The following is a 22,527-nucleotide window of genomic DNA, read 5'->3' as shown; positions in this document are numbered from 1 at the left end:
GCTCGGAAGGCCTTTATAGAGAGGCGCTGAGGCGTCGGTGAAGCCGCGGCGAACACTGATTAGACTGGGCAGCATGCACTCAGTCTCAGTGAAACTACCGTCCTCCACCGGCTCGCTCATGGCAGGAACCCTCGACCTTCCCGATGGCACTCCCAAAGCCTTCGCCATGTTTGTCCACTGCTTCACTGGCTCCCGCTTCACCCCGGCGGCCTCTCGCGTGTCCAAGACACTCGCCGATGAGGGCATCGCCTGCCTGCGCTTCGATTTCCCGGGCCTGGGACAATCAGAAGGCGAGTTTTCCCGCACCTCGTTTAGCTCAAATGTCGCCGATATCCGCGCCGCCTATGAGTGGCTCGAGAGCAACTACGAGGCACCGCAATTACTAGTGGGGCACTCCCTCGGCGGGGCGGCCGCACTGCGGGCCGTATCCGCCAGCACGATCGAGCGCATGCGCGGAATCCGCGCGGTGGCCACTATTGGCGCCCCCTTCGACCCCGCGCACGCCGTGCTGCATTTCGCCGACCGTATCGGCGATGTGGATGAGCATGGCGCAGTGACCCTGAAGCTCGGCGGGCGCGATATCACTATTTCCCGCGAATTCCTCGAGGATCTCGCCGAGGTCAATCCGGAAAGCTACCTGCACCGGCTCAAGGTGCCCCTGCTGTTGCTGCACTCCCCCGTGGACCAGACGGTGGGCATTGATAATGCCCAGAAGATCTTCCTCTGCGCCCGCTACCCGAAGTCACTGGTGGCGTTGGATAAGGTCGATCACTTGGCCACCCGCCCTGGGGCCGCGCAGCGCGCCGCGCATCTCATCGCCACGTGGGTAAGCCCTTATCTGCAATCGACGGCCGACTCCGAAGCCGAGGATGTCCTGCCCGAGGGCGTGGCCCAAGCACAGTCCATTCCCGCCGGAGCATTCACGGACTTGGTCCACACCGGCTCACGCAGCTTCACCACCGACCGCGAAAAGGAACTCGGCGGCAAAAACCTCGGTATCGCGCCCAGCTCCTTGCTCATTGCTGCGCTCGCCGCGGCCACCTCCGAGGAAATCCGCGCTGCCGCCCGCGAGTCGCGCATTCGCGAGCTGGAGGACGTCCGGGTCTCCGTGACCACGGTGGTCGGGGCCGACTCCGACCAGCCGGTGCTGCGCCGCAATATCTCCCTGATCGGCAATCTCAGCGATGAGCAGCGCGCAGAACTGCTCGCTGCGCGCGACAACTCCCCTGTCGCCGCCATGCTCTCCCACGTCCGGATCGAGGATATCGATGACTAACGCGCCGGGTCGCATCCTTGATGCGGATGACCGTTGCCCCTGCTGCTCTGGGCAGAACTACGGCGAGTGCTGCGGTATCTACCACGGAATCAGGTGCTCCTGGGATGTTACCTGTGCGCCGCCGGCCCCCACGGCCGAGGCCACCATGCGCGCCCGCTTCACCGCCTTCGCTGTAGGCCACGGCGACTATCTACTCGCCACCTGGGCACCAGAGGATACGCCGGCGCGTTTATCGCTTAATGGTGAATCGGTGAGACTCTACCGGCTCGACATTCTCGAGACCACCCAGGGCGGCCCCATGGACGATGTAGGAACGGTCAGTTTTGCCGCCTATCATCGCGGCCCGAACGGCCCCTTTATTCAACGGGAACGATCTCTGTTCCGCCGCCGCGCCGGGCTCTGGTTCTACACCAAGAGAATGCCTCTGACCTGCTGATTGGACTCTCCGGCCAACACTGCTGTAATCTACTCGCTGTTGGAACACGCCGCCCCCGTGGCGCGGGTGAACAACTTCGGACTGTGGCGCAGCTTGGTAGCGCACTACACTGGGGGTGTAGGGGTCGCAGGTTCAAATCCTGTCAGTCCGACTCTTCAGAGGCCGCAGGCCGGACATCGTCCGGTCTGCGGTTTTTTCCTTGCCACAACCGCGCCGGCCGTGCCCGCAGGGAATGCAGCGCTCTTCGCGGCGGGCAGGTGCTTGGTAGATATTGGCGTATCCCACTACCCTTGAGACGATGGCTTCGAGCCTACTGACAGCGATGTGCCGCCGATAGAGCCTCGGCGCGTGCGGAAAGGACAGATGATGACCGACGATCGCCACCGAGACTCGTGGAAGGACTACGACGACGAGCCCACTCGCTTCATTCCGCGCGACACCTCGCCCCAAGGGCGCGGGGATTCCTATGGCCACTACGACGATGCCGAGGACTTCGCCACGAGCGAGTATCGTGGCGCGCCGGGTGAGCCGCCGCGCACCGATCAGACACAGTATCTCGGCCCGCAGGGCGGCCAGCAGCAGCCTGCTGGGGAGCGCCCGCGCCAGTACTACGCACCGCTGGAGGAGGAGCCTGGTTATTCCCAGGGCCAGCCGCAGGGACAACCCCCAGCCCAGCCGCAGGCAGCCGCCTATCCTCCGCCGAATTATGTGCCGCCGCAAGAGGAGAAAAAGTCCTCTTCCCTGCCGTGGGTGATCGCGGTGCTCGCCCTAGTCGTGCTGGCCGTGGTGTTGGGCATGTTTGCCTTCGGCGGCGATAAGGACTCCGCAACCGAGTCCACTACCCCGCCACCGCCAGAGACCGTCACCGAGACCGTCGAACCGGAGGCCCCCGCCCCCACCGAGGATCCCGAGGTGCAGCAGCGCCTAGAGGAAGAAACTAACCGCCTGCGCGAATCTGTCGAATCGCTCACCTCTGAGGTACAGGCCCCCGCCGCAGAAATTCCGGATGTACTCGACGATAACGGTGTGGTGGCTGTGGCTCAGCTCAAGGCGCGCGGCTTCTCCGATGTCCGCACCGTCGATGCCAACGGCGCCGAGATCAGCGGCACGGATCTGCTCACCGGCACAGTCACTCGGGTGGATCCGCCCGTCGCCACCGAGACGGATAAGGCCACACCGATCACCTTGGTCATCGAGTAGCTCCTTCTAGCTCGCAACAGCAGACAACGATGCCCCTCAACCATCAAGGTTGAGGGGCATTGCTGCGTCGATAAGCGTGCTAGGAGCGTATTAGCGCTTCCGCTTTTCGCGCACGCGCACGGCGATGCGCACCGGCGAGCCCTCGAAACCGAAGGACTCGCGGAACTTGCGCTCCAGGTAGCGGCGATAGCCGGCATCGAGGAAGCCGGTGGTAAACAGCACGATCACGGGCGGACGGGTGGAGGCTTGGGTGGCGAAGAGCACGCGCGGCAGACGGCCAGCCTTCATCGGCGGCGGGTTCTGGGCAATGGTTTCTCGCACCCAGTTATTGAGCTTTCCTGTAGAAATGCGCGTGTCCCAGCTCTCCAGCGCCTCGATGAGCATGGGCTCGATCTTCTGCAGGGCACGCCCCGTTTTCGCGGAGATGTTCACGCGCCGCGCCCACGGCACATGCGCGAGTTTCTCCTCGATATCACGCTCCAGCAGATCCCGCTGGTCCTCGTCCATCAGATCCCACTTGTTATAGGCGATCACCAGGGCTTTACCGGATTCGATCACCATGCCGAGCACGCGCTGATCTTGCTCCGTGATCGGCTGCGAGGAATCGACCAAGAGCACGCACACCTCGGCGGAGTCGATGGCGTTTTTGGTGCGCAAAGAGGCGTAGAACTCGTGGCCGCGGGCATGCTTGACCTTCTTACGCAAACCCGCGGTATCCACGAACTTCCACAACTGATTATCCAGCTGCACCAAGGAATCCACCGGGTCCACAGTGGTGCCCGCAACATTGTCCACCACCGCGCGGTCCTGGCCGGTGAGCTTGTTCAGCAGCGAGGATTTACCTACATTCGGCTTGCCCACCAGCGCCACGCGACGCGGCCCCGAAGTAATAGAGGCCGCCTTGGGCGTGTCGGGGAATAGCCGCACGACCTCGTCGAGCACATCGGCACCGCCGCGACCATGCAGAGCGGATACCGGGTAGGGATCCCCGAGGCCGAGCGCATAGAATTCCGCCATCTCAGCGTATTGGCCATCCGATTCAAACTTATTGGCCACCACCAGCACCGGCACGTCGGCGCGGTGCAACTTGCGGGCCATCACCGCGTCCGCATCGGTGATACCCACCGTGGTATCGACCACGAACAGGATGATGTCGGCCTCGGCCATGGCGTTTTCTGCTTGGCGGGCGATGGCGGCATGCATGCCCTTGGCGTCTGGGTCCCAGCCGCCGGTATCTTGCACCCAGTAGCGGCGACCATTCCATTCCGCGAGATAGCTCACGCGATCGCGAGTCACCCCAGGAAAGTCCTCCACCACGGCGGCGCGGCGACCCAAAAAGCGGTTCGTCAGCGTGGACTTGCCCACATTGGGTCGGCCCACGATCGCCACGGTGCACAGCTGTTCTTCTACGATCTCTGGGGAGGTGATCCCCAACGCGGCCTCGAGCTCCGCCCACTCTTCCTCGGTGCGGGGACCATCAGGGCCAAAGCGGGGATCGTTTTCATCCACGGGCCCCTCGACCTCGAGGTCCTCAAGATCCTCGGTGCCATAGCCTGATGCGTAGTAGACCTCGCCAAAGTCGGCTTCGGCGAAATCGTCTTCATCAAAGTCGGAGGCGCCATAGCCCTCGCCTGGGGTAAGCACCTCCTCTTCGGTGAAGGCCTCATCGGCGGGCAGTTCGCCGCCATCAGCTACGGCGTAGACGAACTCGGTGTCGCGATCGAGATCCTCGTGGTTCTCGCTGTCTCCAGCGCTGTGAGTGGTGCTCATGATCGCCTCCTCTCGGTGGTGGTATCGGTGGTGCTTGTCGACGCCGTCTCCGTGCCCGCAGATGCAGAGCCGGTATCAGCGGCGATGGCGGAGTCTTCGACCAAGGCCATCAAGGTGTCGAGGACCTCCTCGAAGCTCATGTCTGAGGTATCGATGATGGTCGCGTCCTCGGCCGGCTTCAGCGGCGATGCGGCGCGAGAAGAATCGGCCTGGTCGCGGCGTTTCACATCGGCCAGCACGTCCTCGAAATAGCCACCGCGGCCCTCCTTGCGGTTTTGCTTATGGCGCCTTTCGGCACGCACCTCGGGGCTGGCGGTCAAATAGGCCTTCACGGGTGCGTCTGGAAGCACCACGGTGCCGATATCGCGGCCTTCTACTACGCAGCGCCCTGCGGAGGCGGCCAAGGTGCGCTGTAGGCGCACGAGGTTCTCGCGCACCTGCGGGATCGCGGACACCGCAGAGACAGCCTTGGTCACCTCGGGCCCACGGATCTCCTGCGACACGTCCTTGCCATTGAGCAGTACCTCAGTGGACTCAGGATCGTCATTGACTGCCAGCGGCAGGTGCACGGTTGCCTCAACAACGGCAGCGGTGTCATCGGGTTTGATGGAACGCCGCAACACGTGCAAGGTGGCGACGCGATACATCGCACCGGTATCGAGGTACTTGGCGCACAGCCGAGTGGCCAAGGCGCGGGAGGCGCTGGATTTGCCGGTACCGGAGGGGCCATCGATGGCCACGATCAGGCCGCCTGCGGGCTTATTAGCAATGCTGCATTTCATAGTTGGTCACACGCCCCTTGGTCTAGAGCTCCACAGCCTTGTAGAGGCTGCGCAGCTCGGAGTCGTTCAACGCCCGCAGCGAGCCCGGAGTCTGCTCGCCCAGCTGCACGGTGTGCAGCTTGGTGCGCACCAATCGCTGGACGGGATAGCCGGCCTCTTTGAGCATGCGGCGCACAATGTGCTTGCGGCCCTCGTGCAGGTCCAAGCGCACCAGGGAGCGACCTTGGTTGGCATCAATGATGCTCACCTTGTCTGCCTTCGCGATGCCGTCCTCGAGCTCGATGCCCTCGCGCAGCTGCCGGATGAGCTTCCGGTCGGCCTCGCCGAGCACATTGGCCACATAGGTCTTCGATACCTCATAGCGCGGGTGCATGAGCCGGTTCGCCAACTCGCCGTCGTTGGTCAGCAGCAGCAGACCCTCGGTGTCGGCGTCGAGGCGACCGACATGGAAGAGCCGTTGTCCGGCGGAAAGCTTCTCCCCCACGATGTCGCCCACGCAGGGCCGACCCATGTCATCGCTCATGGTGGACTGCATGCCGCGGGGCTTATTGAGTACGAAGTACTGCAGGTTCTCATCGATGCGCACGCGCACCCCATCGACGCGCACCACCGAGTTATTCGGATCGATGCGCACCCCCTGTGTGGTGATGATACGGCCATTGACCTCGACGCGCCCCTCATCAATGAGACGCTCGGACATGCGCCGCGAGGCCACGCCGGCCTGGGCAAGCACCTTTTGCAAACGCACGCCCTCGCCCTTGTCGTGGGAGGGGTTGGCGGTAATGTCCTCGGGACTGACGTGCTGGTGTCGCGCCGGCTTCGCCTGCGAGACGTAGATGGAGCTGCCGCGCTGGGCGCGCTGCTCGGGCTGCTCGATGGAATTCGGTTGAGCCGACTCGGCACTATGAGACGAACGCGAGCGGAAGCCCTTGTTGTCCGGTGTGCCATCTCGGCGAGCGGAAGATGTCATGTATGCTCCTAAAACTTGCGGTGCAATTATCGACCGCCCAGTGTATCACCGCAGCCGGTCAAATGAGCTATCAGAGTGCGCGCGGCAGTCTCATCGTCCAGCCGCGCCTGTCCCTGCGGCACACTCGCCACATAGGGCGTGGACGTGACTACACTAAATTCCTCAAGATTGAGCCGGGTCGCAAGATCTGGCTCCGGTGGCACACTGCCGCCGATCAATCCCGCCACCGTGATTCCGCGGGCCCGGGCCGCTTCCACACTGAGCTCTGCGAGGTTGAGCGAGCCCAACCCCACCGAGGTGACCACCACGAGCGGCGCCTTTAGGCGAGCGGCCACATCGGCAATAGTCCACTCGTCGGCAATCCGCACCAGCAGCCCGCCGGCACCTTCGACGAGCACCAACCGACCCGGGCCATCGAGTTCCGCGATCTGCTGCACGGTGGGCTCCAGCTCCAGCTGTTCCATGCCGGCGCGCCGGGCCGAGATATTGGGGGCAAGCGGCTCGGGATAGCGGGCATATTCCACCACCCGCTCCACCGCTGAGCAGAGTGCCTGCACGGTGGCGAGATCCCCCTGCCCCTCCGGCTCTCCGGTTTGGGCGGGTTTCACCACGGTGACTTCTAGGCCCATATCGCTGGCAACGGCCGCCAGCGCGGCGGTGGCATAGGTTTTTCCCACATCAGTATTGGTTCCGGTGATCACAACAATGGCCATGGTGGGCGGCTCCTTCGCGGATGTGCGGCACGGCGTGCCGCAAGGTGAATACGGTGCTCAGAGGTGCTGGCGCGCTACTGAGTTGGCGGCTGAGGCGACGCGGGCAGAGTTAGTTCTGCAGTGCCGCTGCGGCCGCACTACGCAGCGCCCGGGTAATGCTGGCGATGTGTTCGCTGCTGGAAATAAAGGGCGGCATTGCATAGATGAGCCGGCCGAAAGGCCGCAGCCACACGCCCTCCGCTAGAGCGGCGGCGGTGGTGGCCTCCATGTCTACCGCCTTCTCCATTTCCACCACGGCAATAGCGCCGAGCACCCGCACATCCGCCACGCCGGGTTGATCGGCGAGCCCCTCGAGCCCCTCCGTGAGCTCAGCTTCGATCCGCGGCACACTCTCTCGCCAATAGCCCGAGGCGATCAGCTCCACGCTGGCTCCGGCCACGGCGCAGGCCAGCGGGTTGCCCATGAAGGTGGGGCCGTGCATGAGGGCGCCGCCGCCGGCGGGACTGGAAATAGCCGCCGCCACCTCCGCGGTGGTCAGCGCGGCTGCGAGCGTCATAAACCCGCCGCTCAGGGCCTTGCCCACGCACATAATATCGGGGGTGATACCGGCGCCGCTGGTGGCGAATAGCTCGCCTGTACGGCCAAAACCGGTGGCGATCTCATCGGCAATGAGCACCAGATCATGGCGATCACACAGCCGGCGGAGTCCGGCCACGAGGGCGGGATCATGAAAGCGCATGCCGCCGGCGCCTTGTACCACGGGCTCGATGATGATCGCCGCCGTGGTTGCGTCGATATGCTCCTCCATCTGGCGCAGATAGCGTTCGCTCTCGGCTGGGTCGCAGCCACGCACCGGCGGCGGGGGCGCGAAGCGCTGGGTAGCAAGCACGCCCTGCCACAGCGAGTGCATCCCGCCCTCGGGATCGCACACGCTCATCGCGCCGAAGGTATCGCCGTGATAGCCGGAGCGCCAGGTGAGCAGGCCGGTGCGCTCAGGGTGTCCCTGACCGCGCTGATACTGCAGCGCCATTTTGATCGCGACCTCCACCGAAACAGAGCCGGAATCCGCGAAAAACACTTTGTCTAGTCCCGCCGGGGTGAGATCTACGAGCTGCTCGGCGAGCTCAATTGCTGGGGCGTGCGTGAGACCGCCAAACATCACATGCGGCATGGTGTCGATCTGCCGTTGGGCGGCGGCCACTAAGGCCGGGTGGCGGTGCCCATGGCAGGCCGCCCACCAGGAACTCATTCCGTCAATCACTCGGATGCCACCATCGAGCTCAAGGTAGACGCCTTCGGCGGCGCTGACGAGTCGGCTCGGCATGGCCGCAGGCATGGGGCCATAGGGATGCCAGACATGGCGGCGATCGAAGTCGAGAAGATCCGTGCTGCTACGCAGTCGGCTCTGTGCCGCGGCGGGCTGATGCGTAGTATCCGGGGCTGCGGATGGGGCGCTGGTGTTATGCAACTGGTGAACCACGCCCTTTAGGCTACACCCCTTCACCATGGGCTTTGGCCATTACCGGCGGACTTTTACAGCAGCACTTGGACGTTGTTTAATTCCGCCCATTACATCGCATTTGAACGGCGTTTAGGTTTTATCTTCTCAGAACTGTTCCTCAATGGATTCCACGTCCGGAAGCAGTGGCGCCAAGGAGGGCAAGGCCCCGAGATCCTCGATTCCGAGAGTCTCGAGGAAGAGCTGCGTGGTCTCATAGCGATGCGCGCCCGTGCTCGGCTCGGGCGGATCGACCTCGCGGATTAATCCCCGCTGCGCCAAGGTGCGCATCACGCCGTCAACGTTCACCCCGCGCACCGCGGCCACCTGGGCGCGGGTCACCGGCTGACGATAGGCCACCACAGCCAACGTCTCCAAGGCGGCGCGGGTGAGCTTCGTTTTCTCCCCATCGAGCACGAAACGCTCCACGCTATCGGCGTAGTCGGATCGGGTATAGAGCCGCCAGCCGTCCTCGCTTTCGCGCAGATCGAAGCCGCTGCCGCGGGCATCAAATTCCGCGGCCATGGCGCGCAGCTCCTGTTCCACCAACGCTGGGGTGGTCTCCAGCACGCGGGCGAGCTGCGCCGTGGACACGGGCGCATCGATCACCAACATGATGGCCTCGAGACGCGCCCGCATCCCGCTGACGGGTGCTGGGTAGGTGGTGTCCTGCTCTGTCACTAGGGCGCTACCGGCTTGTTATTGGCTGGATTTCCCCACTCGGACCAGGAACCGTCATAGACCTTGACATTCTCCGCGCCCGCCTCGGTGGCGGCCAGCGCCAGCACACAGGCGGTCACACCCGAGCCGCAGCTCATGATGAGCTCCTCATCGGCGGCACGCTCACCAAAGCGCTCCTTGAGCACAGCGGCGTCGCGAAGCTGCTGGTTATCGTCGAGAAGCGAGCTAAAGGGAATACTGATCGACCCTGGCATGTGGCCAGAGGCCAGCCCCTCCCGCGGTTCGGGCTCGGTGCCGTCGAAGCGACCGGCGCTGCGGGCATCGAACACGGGCCGGCCGGCGGCGAGAGCGTCCTCCACCTCATCCATGTCCACGAGCAGGTTCCGCTCGGTGGTGTCGAGCTCACCCGCCTCGCTCCTGGTCCACTCCAGCGCCTGCTCGCGCGAGATCTCCTCGGTACTGAATCCAGCGGCAGTCCATGCCGGCAGACCGCCATCGAGAACCTTCACATCGTCGATGCCTGCCTGACGGGCCAGCCACCAGATACGCGGGGCCACCATGATGCCGTGCCGGTCATAGACCACCACCGTGGTATCGGCGCGCACCCCAGCCTGGGCGAAAACGCGCGCCAGATCGGCGGGAGCGGTATGCGGCCGCGGATCACTGGTATCAGAAAACTCGGTCTCAATATCGGCCAGCTTCGAGCCAGGAATCACGGTATAGCTATCGCGCGGGCGTCCCATCGCCGCGAGAAGCACCACGATGCTCTCTGGATTCTCATTCAGGCGCTCGGCCAACCATGTCGGAGATACTACTGCGTTCATGTCACCCAACTATAGGCATCGGAGCGGACACCGGTGCCGGCGAGTGCCCCCGCGGCATAACCGCAGACGCGCCGGGGCGGGATTAGGACCAGTTGGCGGAGGCCACCACGGCGGGGTCCACATCTTTGCCGGTCCACGCCACCCGCAACTCTCCCAGCGCTTCTTCTTGCTCCACCTGCACCGCATGGGCCTTATAGAGCTCCAGGAGGGCAAGGAAACGGCCGACGATCTCCATACTCACCCCGCAGTCTTTGGTCAGCGCGGCAAAGCTGGCCCATTGGGATGCGCCCATGAATTTCAGCAGGCCCAGCAGTTTACCGGCCTGCTCCGGCACGGATACCGGCTGGAAGTGCAGATGCGAGGTGGAAACCTCCTCGGGCGGGCGGGGGCGAAAAACGCCCGCGGCGAGCTGCGCGAAACCCTGGGCGTCCATGCCCAGGTGCACCGGCGGCAGCAGCTCGGCGAAGCGCTCCTCTAAGGCCACGTCCCGGGGATAGCGACGCTGGGCGCTGCGCTGCCACTCTGCAAAGAGATCGGCCACCTTCTTGTAGGCGCGGTATTGCAGCAGGCGAGCAAAGAGCAGATCGCGCATCTCGAGAACCTCGGCGTCCTCGATGTCCTCGTCTCCTGAGTGCGGCAGCAGGCGCGCGGCCTTCAAGCTCAGCAAGGTGGAGGCGATGAGCACAAACTCGGTAGTTTCATCGAGTCGGTCGTGCATCTCGCCGAGCTGTTTGGTGTAGGAGATGAATTCGTCGGTGACTTCGCTGAGGGCGATCTCGGTGATCTCGAGGGTCCGGCGATTGATCAGATGCAGCAGGAGATCGAAAGGCCCGGTGAAATTGTGCAGGCTGAGCTGAAAGCCGGGAATTTCCGGCTGCGAGGACGCCTCGATCGCCTCTTGGGATTGCCGCAGGGTCGCCCTGCCTGCGGCACGGGAGGTGGAGCTGGCGGCGCTAGATTTCGCTGCGCTCAATGACTTCCTTCGCCAGCTCACGATATTGCTGCGATCCTTGGGAGCTGGGCGCCCACATGATGATGGGCTCGCCCGCCACCGAGGTTTCGGGGAAACGCACCGTGCGGGTGATCACGGTGTCAAAGACCTGATCCTCGAACACCTCGATCACCCGTGACATCACCTCGCGAGCGTGTGAGGTACGGCGGTCGAACATGGTCACCAAAATGCCGGTGATCTCCAAATCGAAGTTCAAGCGGTCGCGCACCTTCTCCACGGTGTCCGTGAGCAGCGCCAGTCCGCGCAGCGAGAAGTACTCGCATTCCATGGGGATGATCACCCCATGCGAGGCCGCCAAAGCGTTCACCGTGAGCAAGCCCAAGGACGGCTGGCAGTCCAGGATGATGAAGTCATAATCCTTGCGCACCGGCCGCAGCGCGCGCCCCAAAGTGTGCTCGCGCCCCACCTCATTAACCAGCTGAATCTCGGCCGCCGATAGATCGATATTGGCGGGCACAAGATCCAGACCTGGCATGGCGGTGCTATGAATCGCGTTCAGGATCGACGAGCGGGAGTCCAGCATGACGTCATAAATGGTCAGATCCAGCTCATCATGGGCGATACCCAAGCCTGCGGTCAGCGCGCCCTGCGGATCGAGATCCACCAGCAGCACCTTGCGCCCCAGCTCCGCGAGGCAGGCGCCGAGGTTGATCGTGGAGGTGGTCTTGCCTACTCCGCCCTTCTGGTTCACCATCGAAATGATGTGCGCTGGACCATGACGATCCACCGGCGCCGGTTCGGGCAGCGTGCGCAGGGGTCGGCCCGTCAAGCCGTACTCGTCCTCTGGCTTGTCGAACAATCCCTGCTCTCCCACGATCAACCCTTCTTCCTTGACTATCTCGCCCGCTGGTTCGCGGCGCGCCCCACACGCGAGATCACTCGAATCACATCAGTGTTCTTTACCCATAGATTACACGGGCGGCAGCGCTTCACCCTACGCTTATCGACGGCGCGTTGCACAGCACCCTTAAGTCAAGGTTTTATGCTTTACTTTTCCCTTGCGCGGGGATGTGCCGCCGCCCAAGACTCGCGCAGGGCATCCGCCGAAATATGAGTATAAATCTGCGTGGTCGTCACAGACGAGTGCCCCAGCAGCTCTTGCACCACGCGCACATCAGCGCCGCCCTCGATCAAGTGGGTGGCATAGCTATGCCGCAGGGTGTGCGGGGAGATCGACTCCGTGATACCGGCCCGCGCCGCAGCCCGCTTCACCAGCGCCCACGCGGACTGTCGCGACAAGGGCCCGCCGCGCAGGTTGAGAAAGAGGTGATGATCGCCCTTGGTGTTCAACGCCGGCCGCGCCCGCACCATATAGGCCGCCACTGCCCTATGGGCGGCACCGCCGACGGGAACGACGCGATGTTTATCACCTTTGCCTTTGAGCAGGAGTGCCCCTTCTTCGATCCCGGAGATGTCGTCGACACGCAAAGACACCACCTCAGAAATACGCGCGCCGGTGCCATAGAGCAGCTCGAGAACCGCCAGATCGCGCAAGTCTACCGCCGAGGCGTGCTCCCCCTGCGGCACCGCATCGAGCATGGCTGTCACCTGCGCCACGCTGAGCGTATCCGGCAGGTGCTGCGGTGGACTCGGCGGCGTAACTTCCTTGGCCACATTGGCCGCCACCGCGTTCTCCTCGAGGGCGAAGGCGTGCATCCCGCGCACCACCGAGAGCGCCCGCGCCGCCGAGCGCACTGACAACCCGCCGCGGCGAATATCGCTTAAGAATGTTTCCACCATGCTGGCATCCACGGCGGCGAGATCCCGCACCCCCTGCACGTCCAGCCATGAAAGATAACGCAGGACATCGCGGCGATAGTTCGAGAGCGTATTGGCGCTAAGACCGCGCTCCACGCGCAGGTGCACGAGCCAGCGCTCGGCAAGAGAATCGGGAGTCACAACCAGCTACACCCGCTTCAGGTCTCCATCGCCCCACAGCGCAGCACGCCGGGCCGCCAAACGAGTCGGGCGCAGCTCAAAGGGGGTGTCCACGCTACGCAGCACGCCCTCATGCTCTGCTGCGTAGTAGGCAGCCATAATTCCGGAAATCGCGATGGAATTGACGATCTCCCCGCGCAGGACCGCGGCGGCGGCCTTCTCCAATGGCACCCATTCGAGGGTCATATCTGCTTCCTCATCCACCGCCTCAGGCCGCGGCACCTCTGTGAGATCGCGTGCCAAGAAGATGCGAATAGCCTCTTCGCAAAAGCCCGGCGAGGAGACGACGTCGCACAGCACATGCCAGCGTGTGGCGCTCAAGCCCGCCTCCTCCTGGAGTTCCCGCTGGGCGCAGCGCAGGGCCGGCTCCTCGGCCACATCGAGCAGCCCAGCCGGTAGCTCCCACAGCCGCTGCTGCACCGAATGACGGTACTGGCGCACCATCGCGATCTCGCCGGAGTCGCGCTGTGCCACCACCGCCACAGCACCGAAGTGCTCGATGATCTCCCTCTTCGCCGAGCTACCCCCAGGCATCGTGACCGTGTCGCGACGCAGCGCCAGAATGGGCGACTCGTTGAGAATCTCGGAATCTTCGACGGTGAATTCGTGGCTCATGGTGAGGGTTCTTTCTGGGTGGGGGCCAAATACGTGTGGCGGGCTGAATGCTACTACGCATCAGCCCGCCAGTTCTCAATTCTGCCGCGACTGGGCCTATTCGGCGTTGTCCTCGGCGGCGTCGCCGGTGGCGTCAACAACCGCGCCATCGACAGGTGTATTGCTGCTCGGCGGATGCGCAGCCTCGGCGTTCGGAGCGGCTCCATAGGCACCGCTGCCGCCGTCGATTTGCTGCTTCACGGCCAGCACCACGCTCATGCGGGCATAGGCGCGGTTGATGGAATCCACGGTGCTCACGCCCTCGGCGGCATCGGGGTTGGCGCGCACGATGCCCAAGGGGCCATTCTCGGCCGCCGCGGAGTAGCGCCCGGCCAACACGGTGGGGCTATCGCGACCGTCCATGGCCTCCGCAAAATCAGCGAGGTTTTTCGCGGTCTTGGCCACGTCACCGGCGTTGTCACTATCGCCGGTGTTCTCATAATCACCGCTGAGGATCACCACGGCCGCGGCCGGGGACAGACTTCCCTCGTCATAGTCGAGGTAGCCGGCTTCCTTCAGCGCGCCGAGCAGGGCATCGCGGTCCGCATCCGAGGCCCGGCCTTCCTCACTATCGGGCTTGCGGAGCAGCGCCTGGGCGAGGGCCTCGCCGGCGTGATAGCCGGAGTCGAGGCGCTCCTCGGAGAGCTGGGCCCCCGCCGGCAAGGTGGCGGTGACGATGGACTTCAGCTTGTCCGCGCCAGCGGGGCTGAAGAAGGTCTCGTCGAGCGTGATGGAGCCGGCGCTGCTGGCACCGGCCTTAGCCAAGAGATCGTTGATCACGTCGAAGTCTTCGCCGACCGTGTCGTGGGTGCGCAGCACCAGCACGGGGGTGTCGTTGAGGGTTCCTTGGACCACGGCCTCGGCGACATTGCGGGCCACGGAGTCCGCGGCATCCGCCTGCGCGGCGGCGATCTCGGACTGAGATTCGAGCGCGTCGAGCTTCTTAGAGCTCTCGCTCTTTAGCATGCCGACGCTGTCTCCCGGCAAGTTCGGGGCCAGGGCATAGGTGCCAAAGAGCACGCCAGCTGCCACGCCGAAGGCGGCGCCAGCAATGGCAATGGAGGCTGATCCGGATGTTGTACCCATCTAGTTAAACCATCCCTTCACAAGGTCCTGCACAGCGAGAGCGAAGCTATTCCAGGTGTCCACGAGGTTCTGGGTGAAACTAGCATCGCCGCTGGTGCCGGCAATAACCACGATGACGGCGAGAGCAACAAGGATGCCGAGCAATGCCCACATCCACCCGAGCGAGGCACTGGAACGCACGGTGTAGAGATCGGCCACAGCGTGGCCATCGACGAGCTTATTGCCCACCTTGGCGCGGGTGAGCAGGCCCGAGGGGGTGGCTGTCTCGGCGTTGGCAAACATGTGCTGTAAGTCGAAGACGGCGCCGACGTTCACGATCAGCGAGGCGCCGTGATAATCGGCGAGCAGCAGCGCGAGATCCGTCGCGGACTCGGTGGCTGCTGGGAAGGTCATCGCGCCCACCCCGAGGTCCTGGATGCGCTCCAACCCGGCCGCATAGCCATCTGGGTCGGCCGGCAGAATCACCAGCGCCCCCGAGCGGAGAGCGTCCGCGCCGATCGTGGTGGGGTTACCGACGATGATATCGGGGGTATAGCCATCCTCGACGAGAGTATCCGCGGCGGCATTAACGCCGATGAGCACGGGGCTGTATTCGCGAATGAAGTTGCGCAGGCGCTTCAGCTCTTCGCGATGGCCCCGCCCCGGACTGAGCACCACAACCTTGCGGTCTTTGAGATCGGAATCGATATCGGGGATGCCGATACCATCGATGAGCAGCGGCGACTCGGAGCGAATGAACTCAGTGGTATTGCCAAAATAGGCTTCCATATTATCCACCAGGGTCTGCTGCGCTTCACCGAAGCGGCTCAACGCCTCGTCTGCGGTGAGCACGTCACCGGAGCCGATAAGGCTGCTGCCGTGGAAGAACTCGCCCTCGTCGGTGAGACGGGCTTTTTTGCCGTTCTTCAGCGTCGACCACGCCTCGGCACCGAGCCCTTCGACCAGCATGATGCCCTCATCCGCCATTAGCTGCGGCCCAAAGTTAGGCATAGCGCCGGTGGAGAACTGGGCGATATTCACCACGGCCGCCGGGCGGGCGTCGATAAGCCGTTGCGCCTGCGCACGGGTGATATCCGGGGCGTCTACGACGGCAATATCGCCTTCCGATAGTTTCTTCCATCCGCGACCCCGTGCCGTGCAGTCGCGGGCAGTGGCGTGCACACCTGGGAGGTCATCGCTCTTCGAGAACAGACTCATGCCCGCCATTGTGCAAGTTCTCGGCGCTGAAGTGGGTGAGGCGCGCGGACGCGCTGCACAAATCCCCTCCGCTGCGATATTTTCTTAGCCGCGAAGAAAGCCCTCTTTGTCCCGCGCCGCGGTGGCGAGTAGCTCCGTGGCGTGGGCCTTACCGGTTTCGGTGTCATCCAATCCGGCCAACATGCGCGCCAGCTCCTCGACGCGGCGTTCCCCCGTGAGATCCTCCACGGCCGAGGTCACAGAAGAATCGGAGACATCCTTCGATACGTGCAGGTGTTGATCCGCATAGGCGGCCACCTGCGGCAAGTGCGTCACCACAATCACCTGATTGCGCTGGGCGAGTCGCGCCAGCCGGCGTCCGATCTCCACGGCGGCGCGCCCGCCAACCCCGGCATCCACCTCGTCGAATACTAAGGTGGTGGAGCTTTGAGATTGAGCCACCACCACTTCGAGCGCGAGCATCACACGGGAGAGCTCACCGCCGGATGCCGCATTCGCGATAGGTTGGGGGCTGGCCCCGGGGTGGGCGGCAAGGCGAAATTCCACGGTCTCTGCGCCGTAGGGTGTCGGTGCGCATGCCTCGAGGGAGACCACAAACTCCGCCTTGGGCATGGCGAGTCCTCGGATTTCCGCGGTCACGTCCTGTTCCAAGGCGGTGGCGGCTCGGGCACGGGCGGCGCTGAGCTTCTTCGCGGCGGCAGTGAGTTTCTTCTCCGCGCACGCGACCTTCTTTTTCAACTCTTCCAGCGCCTCCGGCGAGGTATCAATGCTGGCCAACTTGGCTTCTGCTTTGGTTTTCCACGCCAGCACCCCGGTGATATCGGGGGCGTATTTGCGGGTGAGGGATTTCAGATCCTGCTGCCGCTGCAGGGACTCCTCCAGCGCCTGCGGATCCGAGGGCAGGGTGGAAAGAAACATGCCGAGCTCGCCGCTGATCTCGCCCAGCTGGCTGGTGAGTTCTTCTAGACGCTCGGCCAGCTGGGAAAGATCCGGGTCATCGGATCCGGCGAGCGCGCCGCTGGCTTCCCCGAGCAGGTCGGAGGCCGAGGCCTGCTCATCGAAGCCGCCATCGCCTAATGCCTCCATGCCGTCGAGGGCAACAAGGGCGTTCTGCGCCTGCTCCCGCAGGGTGTCGACGTCCTGCAGCCGGCGGATCATGGCCTGCAGCTCGGTATCTTCCCCGGGTTGGGGATCCACAGTGCTGATCTCGTTAATGGCGAACTGGAGACGATCGACTTCCTGGGCCATCTCACGGCGCGAGGCGGTGCGCTGGGCAAGATCGCGCGCCAGGTTGCGCCAGGTGGTGTAGCACTCGGTGTATGTAGCGAGCAGGGGCGCGATGGCCTCGTCGCTGCGATCCAGGGCGGCGCGCTGGTGCTCGGGGCTGACCAGGCGCAGCTGATCGTTTTGACCGTGAATGGTCAGCATCTCCCCCGCGAAGTGTTTAAGGGTCGCGGCCGGCACCGAGCGTCCGCCCAGATGCGCCCGCGAGCGGCCGGTGGACTTGATTACGCGGGTGGCGATGAACTCCTCATTTTCATCGCGCGCTCCCCCTGCTTCGCTCACGATCTCTTCCACCGTGGCGCACTGGGTGCTGGCCATGCCGGCGGTGGAAAAGCGGCCCTCCACGGCGGCTTCACTGGCTCCACTGCGCACCCTGGAGGCGTCAGCGCGGTCGCCGGCGAGCATGCGCAGACCAAAGACCACCATCGTCTTACCCGCGCCGGTTTCGCCGGTGAGCACGCTTAATCCCCCCGAGAATTCGACACTCTCCGAGGGGATTACGCCTACGTTGTTGATCGCCAGTTCAGCAAGCATGCCTTAAAGCGTAGCGGAAGCGGGGTTCAGCTGTGCGTTGAGGATGCGCCCGCGAGCGCCAGTTGGCAGGAAGACGGCGTCGTCACGCTGTAGCGTGCGGATTATTGGCGGCCGAGGGGCCGCGCCAGCCCTCCACGGGAAGACGGAATTTGGTCACGAGACGATCGGCGAAGGGCTTGCAGTCGAGCCGCACCCAGCGCACTGGGGTGGCAGCCTTGTTGATCTCGATGCGTGAACCCGGCGGCATGGCTACTTGGCGGAAACCATCCATCACTGCCTGGGCGGGGAAGGTCGTGGACACCGATTCCACCGCCACCTGCGAATCCGGGCTGACCACTAGCGGTTTAGCGAAGAGCGCGTGGGCGTTATTGGGCACCACCAGGATCGCATCGAGTTCCGGCCACAGCACCGGTCCTCCCGCGGAAAAGGCATAGGCGGTGGAGCCGGTGGGGGTGGACACGAGCACGCCATCGCAGCCGAAGGAGCTCACGGGGCGGCCATCCACTTCGAGGATCGCATCCAGCACTCCCCGACTGTTGAGGCTTTCCACGCTCACTTCATTCAGCGCCCAGCTCCGCCCAGCCACCTCGTTATTCGGCCCCCGCACCACCGCTTCGATGGTCATGCGGTCTTCCACCTCATAATCACGGGCCACCACCCGCTCGATAGCTAGGTCGAGCGAATCGGAGTCCCATTCGGCGAGGAAGCCCACATGGCCGAGGTTGATGCCGAGCACCGGCAGGTCCGCGGAATAGGCTAGGTCGGCACCACGGAGGAAGGTGCCATCGCCGCCGAGTACGAGCACCATCTCCACGCCCTCGGTGGCCGAGACATCGTGGCCGAATTGCTTGAGCCGAGAAAAGATGGGGTGGCTGTCTAAGGGCGCTGCCTGCGGATCGACAGATACCCGTACCTCGATGCCGGCGTCGACAAGCAATTCTGCGGCGCGCGCGGCGGCCTCCACATTCGAGCTGCGTCCGGTGTGTGGCACCAGCAAAACGCTGCGCGTGGTGTGCTCCTGGGCCGCGGCGGGGTGCGCGGGGGTGTCAGGTGCCGTGTTGCTCATTGGGGTCCCTCCTCGATGGCGTGACGAACCATCGCGTCAATGCGTGCGGCGGCAGGCTGGCTCGCGCCGCCATCCTTGATCAACCACAGGAAATACTCTACGTTGCCGGCAGGGCCGGGCAGGCCACTGGCCACGACTCCGCGCACACTGAGCCCCAACTCGGCGGCGGCGTCGATGACATCGCGCACCACCTCCTGACGCAGCTGCGCTGAGCGCACCACGCCACCGGCACCGATACGATCTTTGCCCACCTCGAATTGGGGCTTGACCATCGGCAGCAGCTCCGCCCCATCGCGCAGGCAAGAGACGATAGCCGGCAGCACCAGCTTTAAGGAGATGAAGGAAAGATCGCCCACCATCATGTCGGCCTGCCCGCCGAGCATCTCCGGGGTGAGATGCCGAATATTGGTGCGGTCAAGCACATGCACCCGCGCATCGTTTTGCAGCCGCCACACCAGCTGGCCATAGCCGACATCCACGGCGTGGACCTGCGCCGCCCCCTGCTGGAGGCACACATCGGTGAACCCGCCGGTCGAGGCGCCGGCATCGATGATCTGCTTGTCAGTGAGGCTGAGGCCTTCCTTGCGGAAGGCCTCGAGCGCGCTGAGTAGCTTGTGCGCCCCGCGGGAGGCCCACTGATCGGTGTCGGCCTGCTGCACCTTGATGGAGATATCCCCAGTCACTTGGGTAGCTGGCTTGGTGGCCAGCATGCCCGCCACCATCACCCTTTTTTCGCGGATCATCTGCTGGGCTTGTTCCCGCGACCGGGCGATCTTGCGCTTCACCAGCTCCTGATCGAGCCGTCTGCGTCCACTCACTAGGATCCTTCTACTTTTCTTTCCAAGGCCTGATGCACCAATTCATGGGCCTGCGCCAGCACGCGCGCCTCCTCCGCCGCATCGGCGGTCGGCTGCTCTAAGAGCGCAGTCACCTCTTCTTTGAGCTTATCGACGTCGTCCTCTCCCTTGCCGCTCTGAACGGCATAGAGATCACCGGGGGTGGGCATGGACTGTAGCGCCACCGTCTACCACCACTGCGCGACGGCGCGCTCGGCCGCATCGGAGGTGGTGCGCACCGCGGCGGCGGTGAGCGCATGAGAGTCCTCGCTGTCGCTCCACACGGCACCGAGTGCGGCGCGGAGGGCCTCGAAGGCGGCATCGTCGTCATCGATGGCCGTGCCACCGATAGTCAGCTCGCCGCGGGCGGCGTCAAAGGTGGCAGTGAAATTGCCGTGGCTATCGCTGTGGAAGGGATCCACGGCGTCGGCAGCAAGATCCAGCGCCCTCATGTCTGCGGCCACATAGGTAGCGCGTTCTGCGACCGGGGCGTTAAGCACGTCCCAGCAGCCGCTGACGCCGGTGAGCACATGCAGGCTCGGCATTCCTGCGGCCACGCTTCCAGCGATATCGGTGTTCAAGCGATCGCCGATAGACAGCGGCCGGCGGGCGCCGGCGCGGTGCGCTGCCGCGAGGAACATGGTGGGCCCTGGTTTGCCCGCGGACTGCGGGGTGACGCCGGTGGCCGTGGCCACGGCCGCCACCATGGAGCCATTGCCCACGTGCAGGCCACGTTCCATGGGCAGGGTGGTATCCAGGTTAGAGGCGAAATAGCGTGCCCCTCGCCCAATGGCGAGGGCGGCCTCGGAGAGCTCCGCCCACCCGGTGGCGGGGCTGTGGCCGTGCAGCACTGCGGCCGGGCGATCATCGGCGGAGTCGACGACCTCGAAGCCGGCATCGCGGGTGAGTTCTTTGAAGGAGTCCGCGCCGAGCACATACACCTGTGCCCCAGTCTCGACTTCCTTGGCGAGCATCGCCACGGCGGCTTGGGCGGAGGTAAGTACATCACCAGGGCTCACCGTTAAGCCTAGGGAGCTAAGCTGCTGGGCGACGACCTCGGGGGCGCGAGAGGCATTATTGGTCACGTATTGGCAGTTCATATCTGCCGCTGTGATGGATTCCACGGCGTGCTCGATAGGATCGCCGCCGGCGTAGACCGTTCCATCGAGGTCGAAAATCAGCAGGTCAAAATTCTTGCTCAGGCACATGGCACATCATTCTACCCACCGCGCAGCGTGGCACCGAGAGCCCCTGCATAGCGCAGCCACCACCCACGTTGGTGCGGGTGGTGGCGGACACGGGGATCTCGGGTATGTGGCCTCGTTTAGCCGAGCTCGGCGAGGCGGGCGCGGGCGTCGAGAAGCTCCTCGTGGTCTTCGGAGATGGCCTTTTCAAACCACTTCTTTGCCTCGCCGCTGCGGCCGGCATCGATGAGGGCATCGGCATAGGCGTAGTGCAAGCGGGCGGCGCTCAAGTCCGGCTCGATATCCTCTAGGCCGAAGCGTTCCAGCTCGAGCACGGCGGCGTCGAATTGCTGCAAATCTCGCCGAGCGCCGGCGATCACGATCGCGAGTTCGGCTTTATCGGACTTGCTCATACCGGAGGTGGATTCTTCGCGGGCGATCTCGATTGCCTTTTCCGGGCGCCCGAGGCCGCGCTCGCAGTCCGCCATCACCGCGAGAAGACCAGGCCCGCCGCTCATGCGACGCGCGGCGCGCAGCTCGGAGAGGGCTTCCTTCCACTCACCAGCGTGATAGGCGGCGATACCTGCAGTTTCGCGCACCACAGCGACGCGACCGCCGCGGTCCTTGGCGGCACGGGCGTGAGCGAGGGCCTTCACGGGGTCCTCTGCCATGAAGGCGGCAGCAGCAACCATGTGGGCGCCGACGCGCTCAGCGTTGTCCTTTGACAAGCTCCGCAGGTCCTGGCGGACAGAGGGGTCGAGGTCCTTCCAGTTAATATCTTCCGGAATGGCCGGCTCGTTCTGGCGGGCGCGCTCTTTTTCATTGCGGAAGTTGGCGCGGGTTCCGCCGCTGCGATAGCCCGGAGTGCGGTTGCGGCCGCCGCGCTGTGCGTGGCCGCGAGAACCACCCCGCGGGCCGTCGTTGCGGCGATTGCGACGATCAGAGTCGCGGTCCTGCCCGCCTCGGCGTTCGCCGCCGCGGTAGCCGCGATCATCGCGGTCGCGGCGCTGTCCGTTATGGCGGCGCTCTTCGTTATCGCCCCGCTCATAGCGCTCTCGCCTATCACCGCCACGGTAGCCACGTTCATCACGACCGCGGTGGTCTCGGCGATCTCGGCGGTCATCGCGCTGGCGGCGATCTCCTCGCTCCTCCCAGCGGCGACCATCTCGGTCTTTGTAGCCGCGGTGCTCACGGTCACCCCGCGAGCGTCCCTGGGATCCGCGGTTGCCACCGCCGCTGTGCTTATGGCCGTGGTCGCGGCGTTGGGAGTGGGAGGAGTTATCGCGGTGGCGTCCGTCGTTGTCTGCCATGGGAGGTTGTGACACCCTTTCTTGGGCTCTGTGGTCGTGCTCTATGGGCTCTAGATTAGAGCAGTTCTGGCTTGGGCATGCAAAAAAAGGATGTGATAGGTAAGCAGAGAATACTCCTTCTTACCTATCACATCCTTACTATGTTGCACTGTGAAGTTTTAGGTCGGCGGTGACTTACTCTCCCACACCCTCCCGGGTGCAGTACCATCAGCGCTGTCGGGCTTAGCTTCCGGGTTCGGAATGGGACCGGGCGTGTCCCCGATGCTATAACCACCG

General features: G+C 64.2%; 22 protein-coding genes, 1 tRNA gene and 1 rRNA gene. 4 read left to right on the top strand and 20 right to left on the bottom strand.

Translation table 11 applies throughout. From position 1 onward, the window contains the following. Positions 1–73 precede the first annotated feature (73 nt). The 4 genes from GBB11_RS00120 to GBB11_RS00105 all read left to right on the top strand — a co-directional run bounded on the left by GBB11_RS00120 (position 74) and on the right by GBB11_RS00105 (position 2,912). Positions 74–1,276: an alpha/beta fold hydrolase gene (locus GBB11_RS00120; protein WP_151548528.1), complete on the top strand. Its 1,203-nt coding sequence runs from the start codon at positions 74–76 to the stop codon at positions 1,274–1,276. After that, entirely contained in the window at positions 1,269–1,712 is a 444-nt protein-coding gene (locus GBB11_RS00115; RefSeq protein WP_151548527.1) for a YchJ family protein, read from the top strand. Before GBB11_RS00120 ends, GBB11_RS00115 begins: the two co-directional genes overlap by 8 nt. A gap of 77 nt (positions 1,713–1,789) precedes the next feature. Further along, a tRNA-Pro gene (locus GBB11_RS00110) sits at positions 1,790–1,863 on the top strand. Positions 1,864–2,075: 212 nt separating this feature from the next. Continuing rightward, a complete protein-coding gene (locus tag GBB11_RS00105) occupies positions 2,076–2,912 on the top strand; it encodes a PASTA domain-containing protein (protein ID WP_151548526.1) in 837 nt (278 codons plus the stop codon). Between the two features lie 90 nt (positions 2,913–3,002). Here GBB11_RS00105 and der read toward each other — a convergent pair whose 3' ends face one another. From der to rrf, 20 genes are all read right to left on the bottom strand, one after another. Continuing rightward, entirely contained in the window at positions 3,003–4,682 is a 1,680-nt protein-coding gene (gene der, locus GBB11_RS00100; RefSeq protein WP_151548525.1) for a ribosome biogenesis GTPase Der, read from the bottom strand. Further along, positions 4,679–5,464 (bottom strand): (d)CMP kinase, encoded by a 786-nt coding sequence (gene cmk, locus GBB11_RS00095; protein ID WP_151548524.1) that lies wholly within the window; start codon positions 5,462–5,464, stop codon positions 4,679–4,681. The genes der and cmk overlap by 4 nt, the downstream gene beginning before the upstream one ends. A 22-nt stretch (positions 5,465–5,486) precedes the next feature. After that, positions 5,487–6,434 (bottom strand): pseudouridine synthase, encoded by a 948-nt coding sequence (locus tag GBB11_RS00090; protein WP_192796006.1) that lies wholly within the window; start codon positions 6,432–6,434, stop codon positions 5,487–5,489. Between the two features lie 26 nt (positions 6,435–6,460). Further along, positions 6,461–7,147, bottom strand: coding sequence for a dethiobiotin synthase (gene bioD / locus GBB11_RS00085; protein WP_151548523.1), 687 nt, complete (start codon positions 7,145–7,147; stop codon positions 6,461–6,463). A 109-nt stretch (positions 7,148–7,256) separates the two neighbouring features. After that, complete coding sequence (locus GBB11_RS00080) at positions 7,257–8,546, bottom strand: adenosylmethionine--8-amino-7-oxononanoate transaminase (RefSeq protein ID WP_255441570.1); 1,290 nt, start codon at positions 8,544–8,546, stop codon at positions 7,257–7,259. 207 nt (positions 8,547–8,753) lie between these two features. After that, positions 8,754–9,284 carry an SMC-Scp complex subunit ScpB gene (gene scpB / locus GBB11_RS00075; RefSeq protein ID WP_151548984.1) on the bottom strand — a complete coding sequence of 177 codons (531 nt, stop codon included), beginning with the start codon at positions 9,282–9,284 and terminating at the stop codon, positions 8,754–8,756. Positions 9,285–9,325: 41 nt separating this feature from the next. Next, positions 9,326–10,150, bottom strand: coding sequence for a sulfurtransferase (locus GBB11_RS00070; RefSeq protein WP_151548521.1), 825 nt, complete (start codon positions 10,148–10,150; stop codon positions 9,326–9,328). 82 nt (positions 10,151–10,232) lie between these two features. Next, positions 10,233–11,063 carry a ScpA family protein gene (locus tag GBB11_RS00065; RefSeq protein WP_151548983.1) on the bottom strand — a complete coding sequence of 277 codons (831 nt, stop codon included), beginning with the start codon at positions 11,061–11,063 and terminating at the stop codon, positions 10,233–10,235. A 40-nt stretch (positions 11,064–11,103) separates the two neighbouring features. Next, complete coding sequence (locus tag GBB11_RS00060) at positions 11,104–11,976, bottom strand: ParA family protein (RefSeq protein ID WP_151528838.1); 873 nt, start codon at positions 11,974–11,976, stop codon at positions 11,104–11,106. Between the two features lie 173 nt (positions 11,977–12,149). Beyond that, entirely contained in the window at positions 12,150–13,061 is a 912-nt protein-coding gene (gene xerD / locus GBB11_RS00055) for a site-specific tyrosine recombinase XerD (RefSeq protein WP_151548520.1), read from the bottom strand. A 6-nt stretch (positions 13,062–13,067) separates the two neighbouring features. Beyond that, a complete protein-coding gene (locus tag GBB11_RS00050; protein ID WP_151548519.1) occupies positions 13,068–13,715 on the bottom strand; it encodes an NUDIX hydrolase in 648 nt (215 codons plus the stop codon). A 96-nt stretch (positions 13,716–13,811) separates the two neighbouring features. After that, positions 13,812–14,840 (bottom strand): copper transporter, encoded by a 1,029-nt coding sequence (locus GBB11_RS00045; protein WP_151548518.1) that lies wholly within the window; start codon positions 14,838–14,840, stop codon positions 13,812–13,814. Continuing rightward, the gene (steA, locus tag GBB11_RS00040; RefSeq protein ID WP_151548517.1) at positions 14,841–16,046 is read right to left on the bottom strand and encodes a putative cytokinetic ring protein SteA; all 1,206 of its coding nucleotides are present in this window, start codon (positions 16,044–16,046) and stop codon (positions 14,841–14,843) included. 75 nt (positions 16,047–16,121) lie between these two features. Continuing rightward, positions 16,122–17,855, bottom strand: coding sequence for a DNA repair protein RecN (gene recN / locus GBB11_RS00035; RefSeq protein WP_151548516.1), 1,734 nt, complete (start codon positions 17,853–17,855; stop codon positions 16,122–16,124). An 82-nt stretch (positions 17,856–17,937) separates the two neighbouring features. After that, positions 17,938–18,921, bottom strand: coding sequence for an NAD kinase (locus GBB11_RS00030; protein WP_151548515.1), 984 nt, complete (start codon positions 18,919–18,921; stop codon positions 17,938–17,940). Continuing rightward, entirely contained in the window at positions 18,918–19,739 is an 822-nt protein-coding gene (locus GBB11_RS00025) for a TlyA family RNA methyltransferase (protein ID WP_151548514.1), read from the bottom strand. The genes GBB11_RS00030 and GBB11_RS00025 overlap by 4 nt, the downstream gene beginning before the upstream one ends. Then, entirely contained in the window at positions 19,739–19,927 is a 189-nt protein-coding gene (locus GBB11_RS00020; protein ID WP_151548513.1) for a hypothetical protein, read from the bottom strand. The genes GBB11_RS00025 and GBB11_RS00020 overlap by 1 nt, the downstream gene beginning before the upstream one ends. An 18-nt stretch (positions 19,928–19,945) precedes the next feature. Then, the gene (locus GBB11_RS00015) at positions 19,946–20,965 is read right to left on the bottom strand and encodes an HAD-IIA family hydrolase (protein ID WP_151548512.1); all 1,020 of its coding nucleotides are present in this window, start codon (positions 20,963–20,965) and stop codon (positions 19,946–19,948) included. A 116-nt stretch (positions 20,966–21,081) separates the two neighbouring features. Continuing rightward, positions 21,082–22,251: a lipopolysaccharide assembly protein LapB gene (locus GBB11_RS00010; protein ID WP_151548511.1), complete on the bottom strand. Its 1,170-nt coding sequence runs from the start codon at positions 22,249–22,251 to the stop codon at positions 21,082–21,084. A 161-nt stretch (positions 22,252–22,412) separates the two neighbouring features. Then, positions 22,413–22,527: ribosomal RNA gene (rrf, locus tag GBB11_RS00005) — 5S ribosomal RNA — on the bottom strand; the annotation flags it as partial.

Source organism: Corynebacterium sp. 74A, from assembly GCF_008930665.1.
Lineage (GTDB): Bacteria > Actinomycetota > Actinomycetes > Mycobacteriales > Mycobacteriaceae > Corynebacterium > Corynebacterium megadyptis.
Note: the sequence above shows the minus strand (reverse complement) of the source record. Positions and strands in the feature narration are given on the sequence as shown.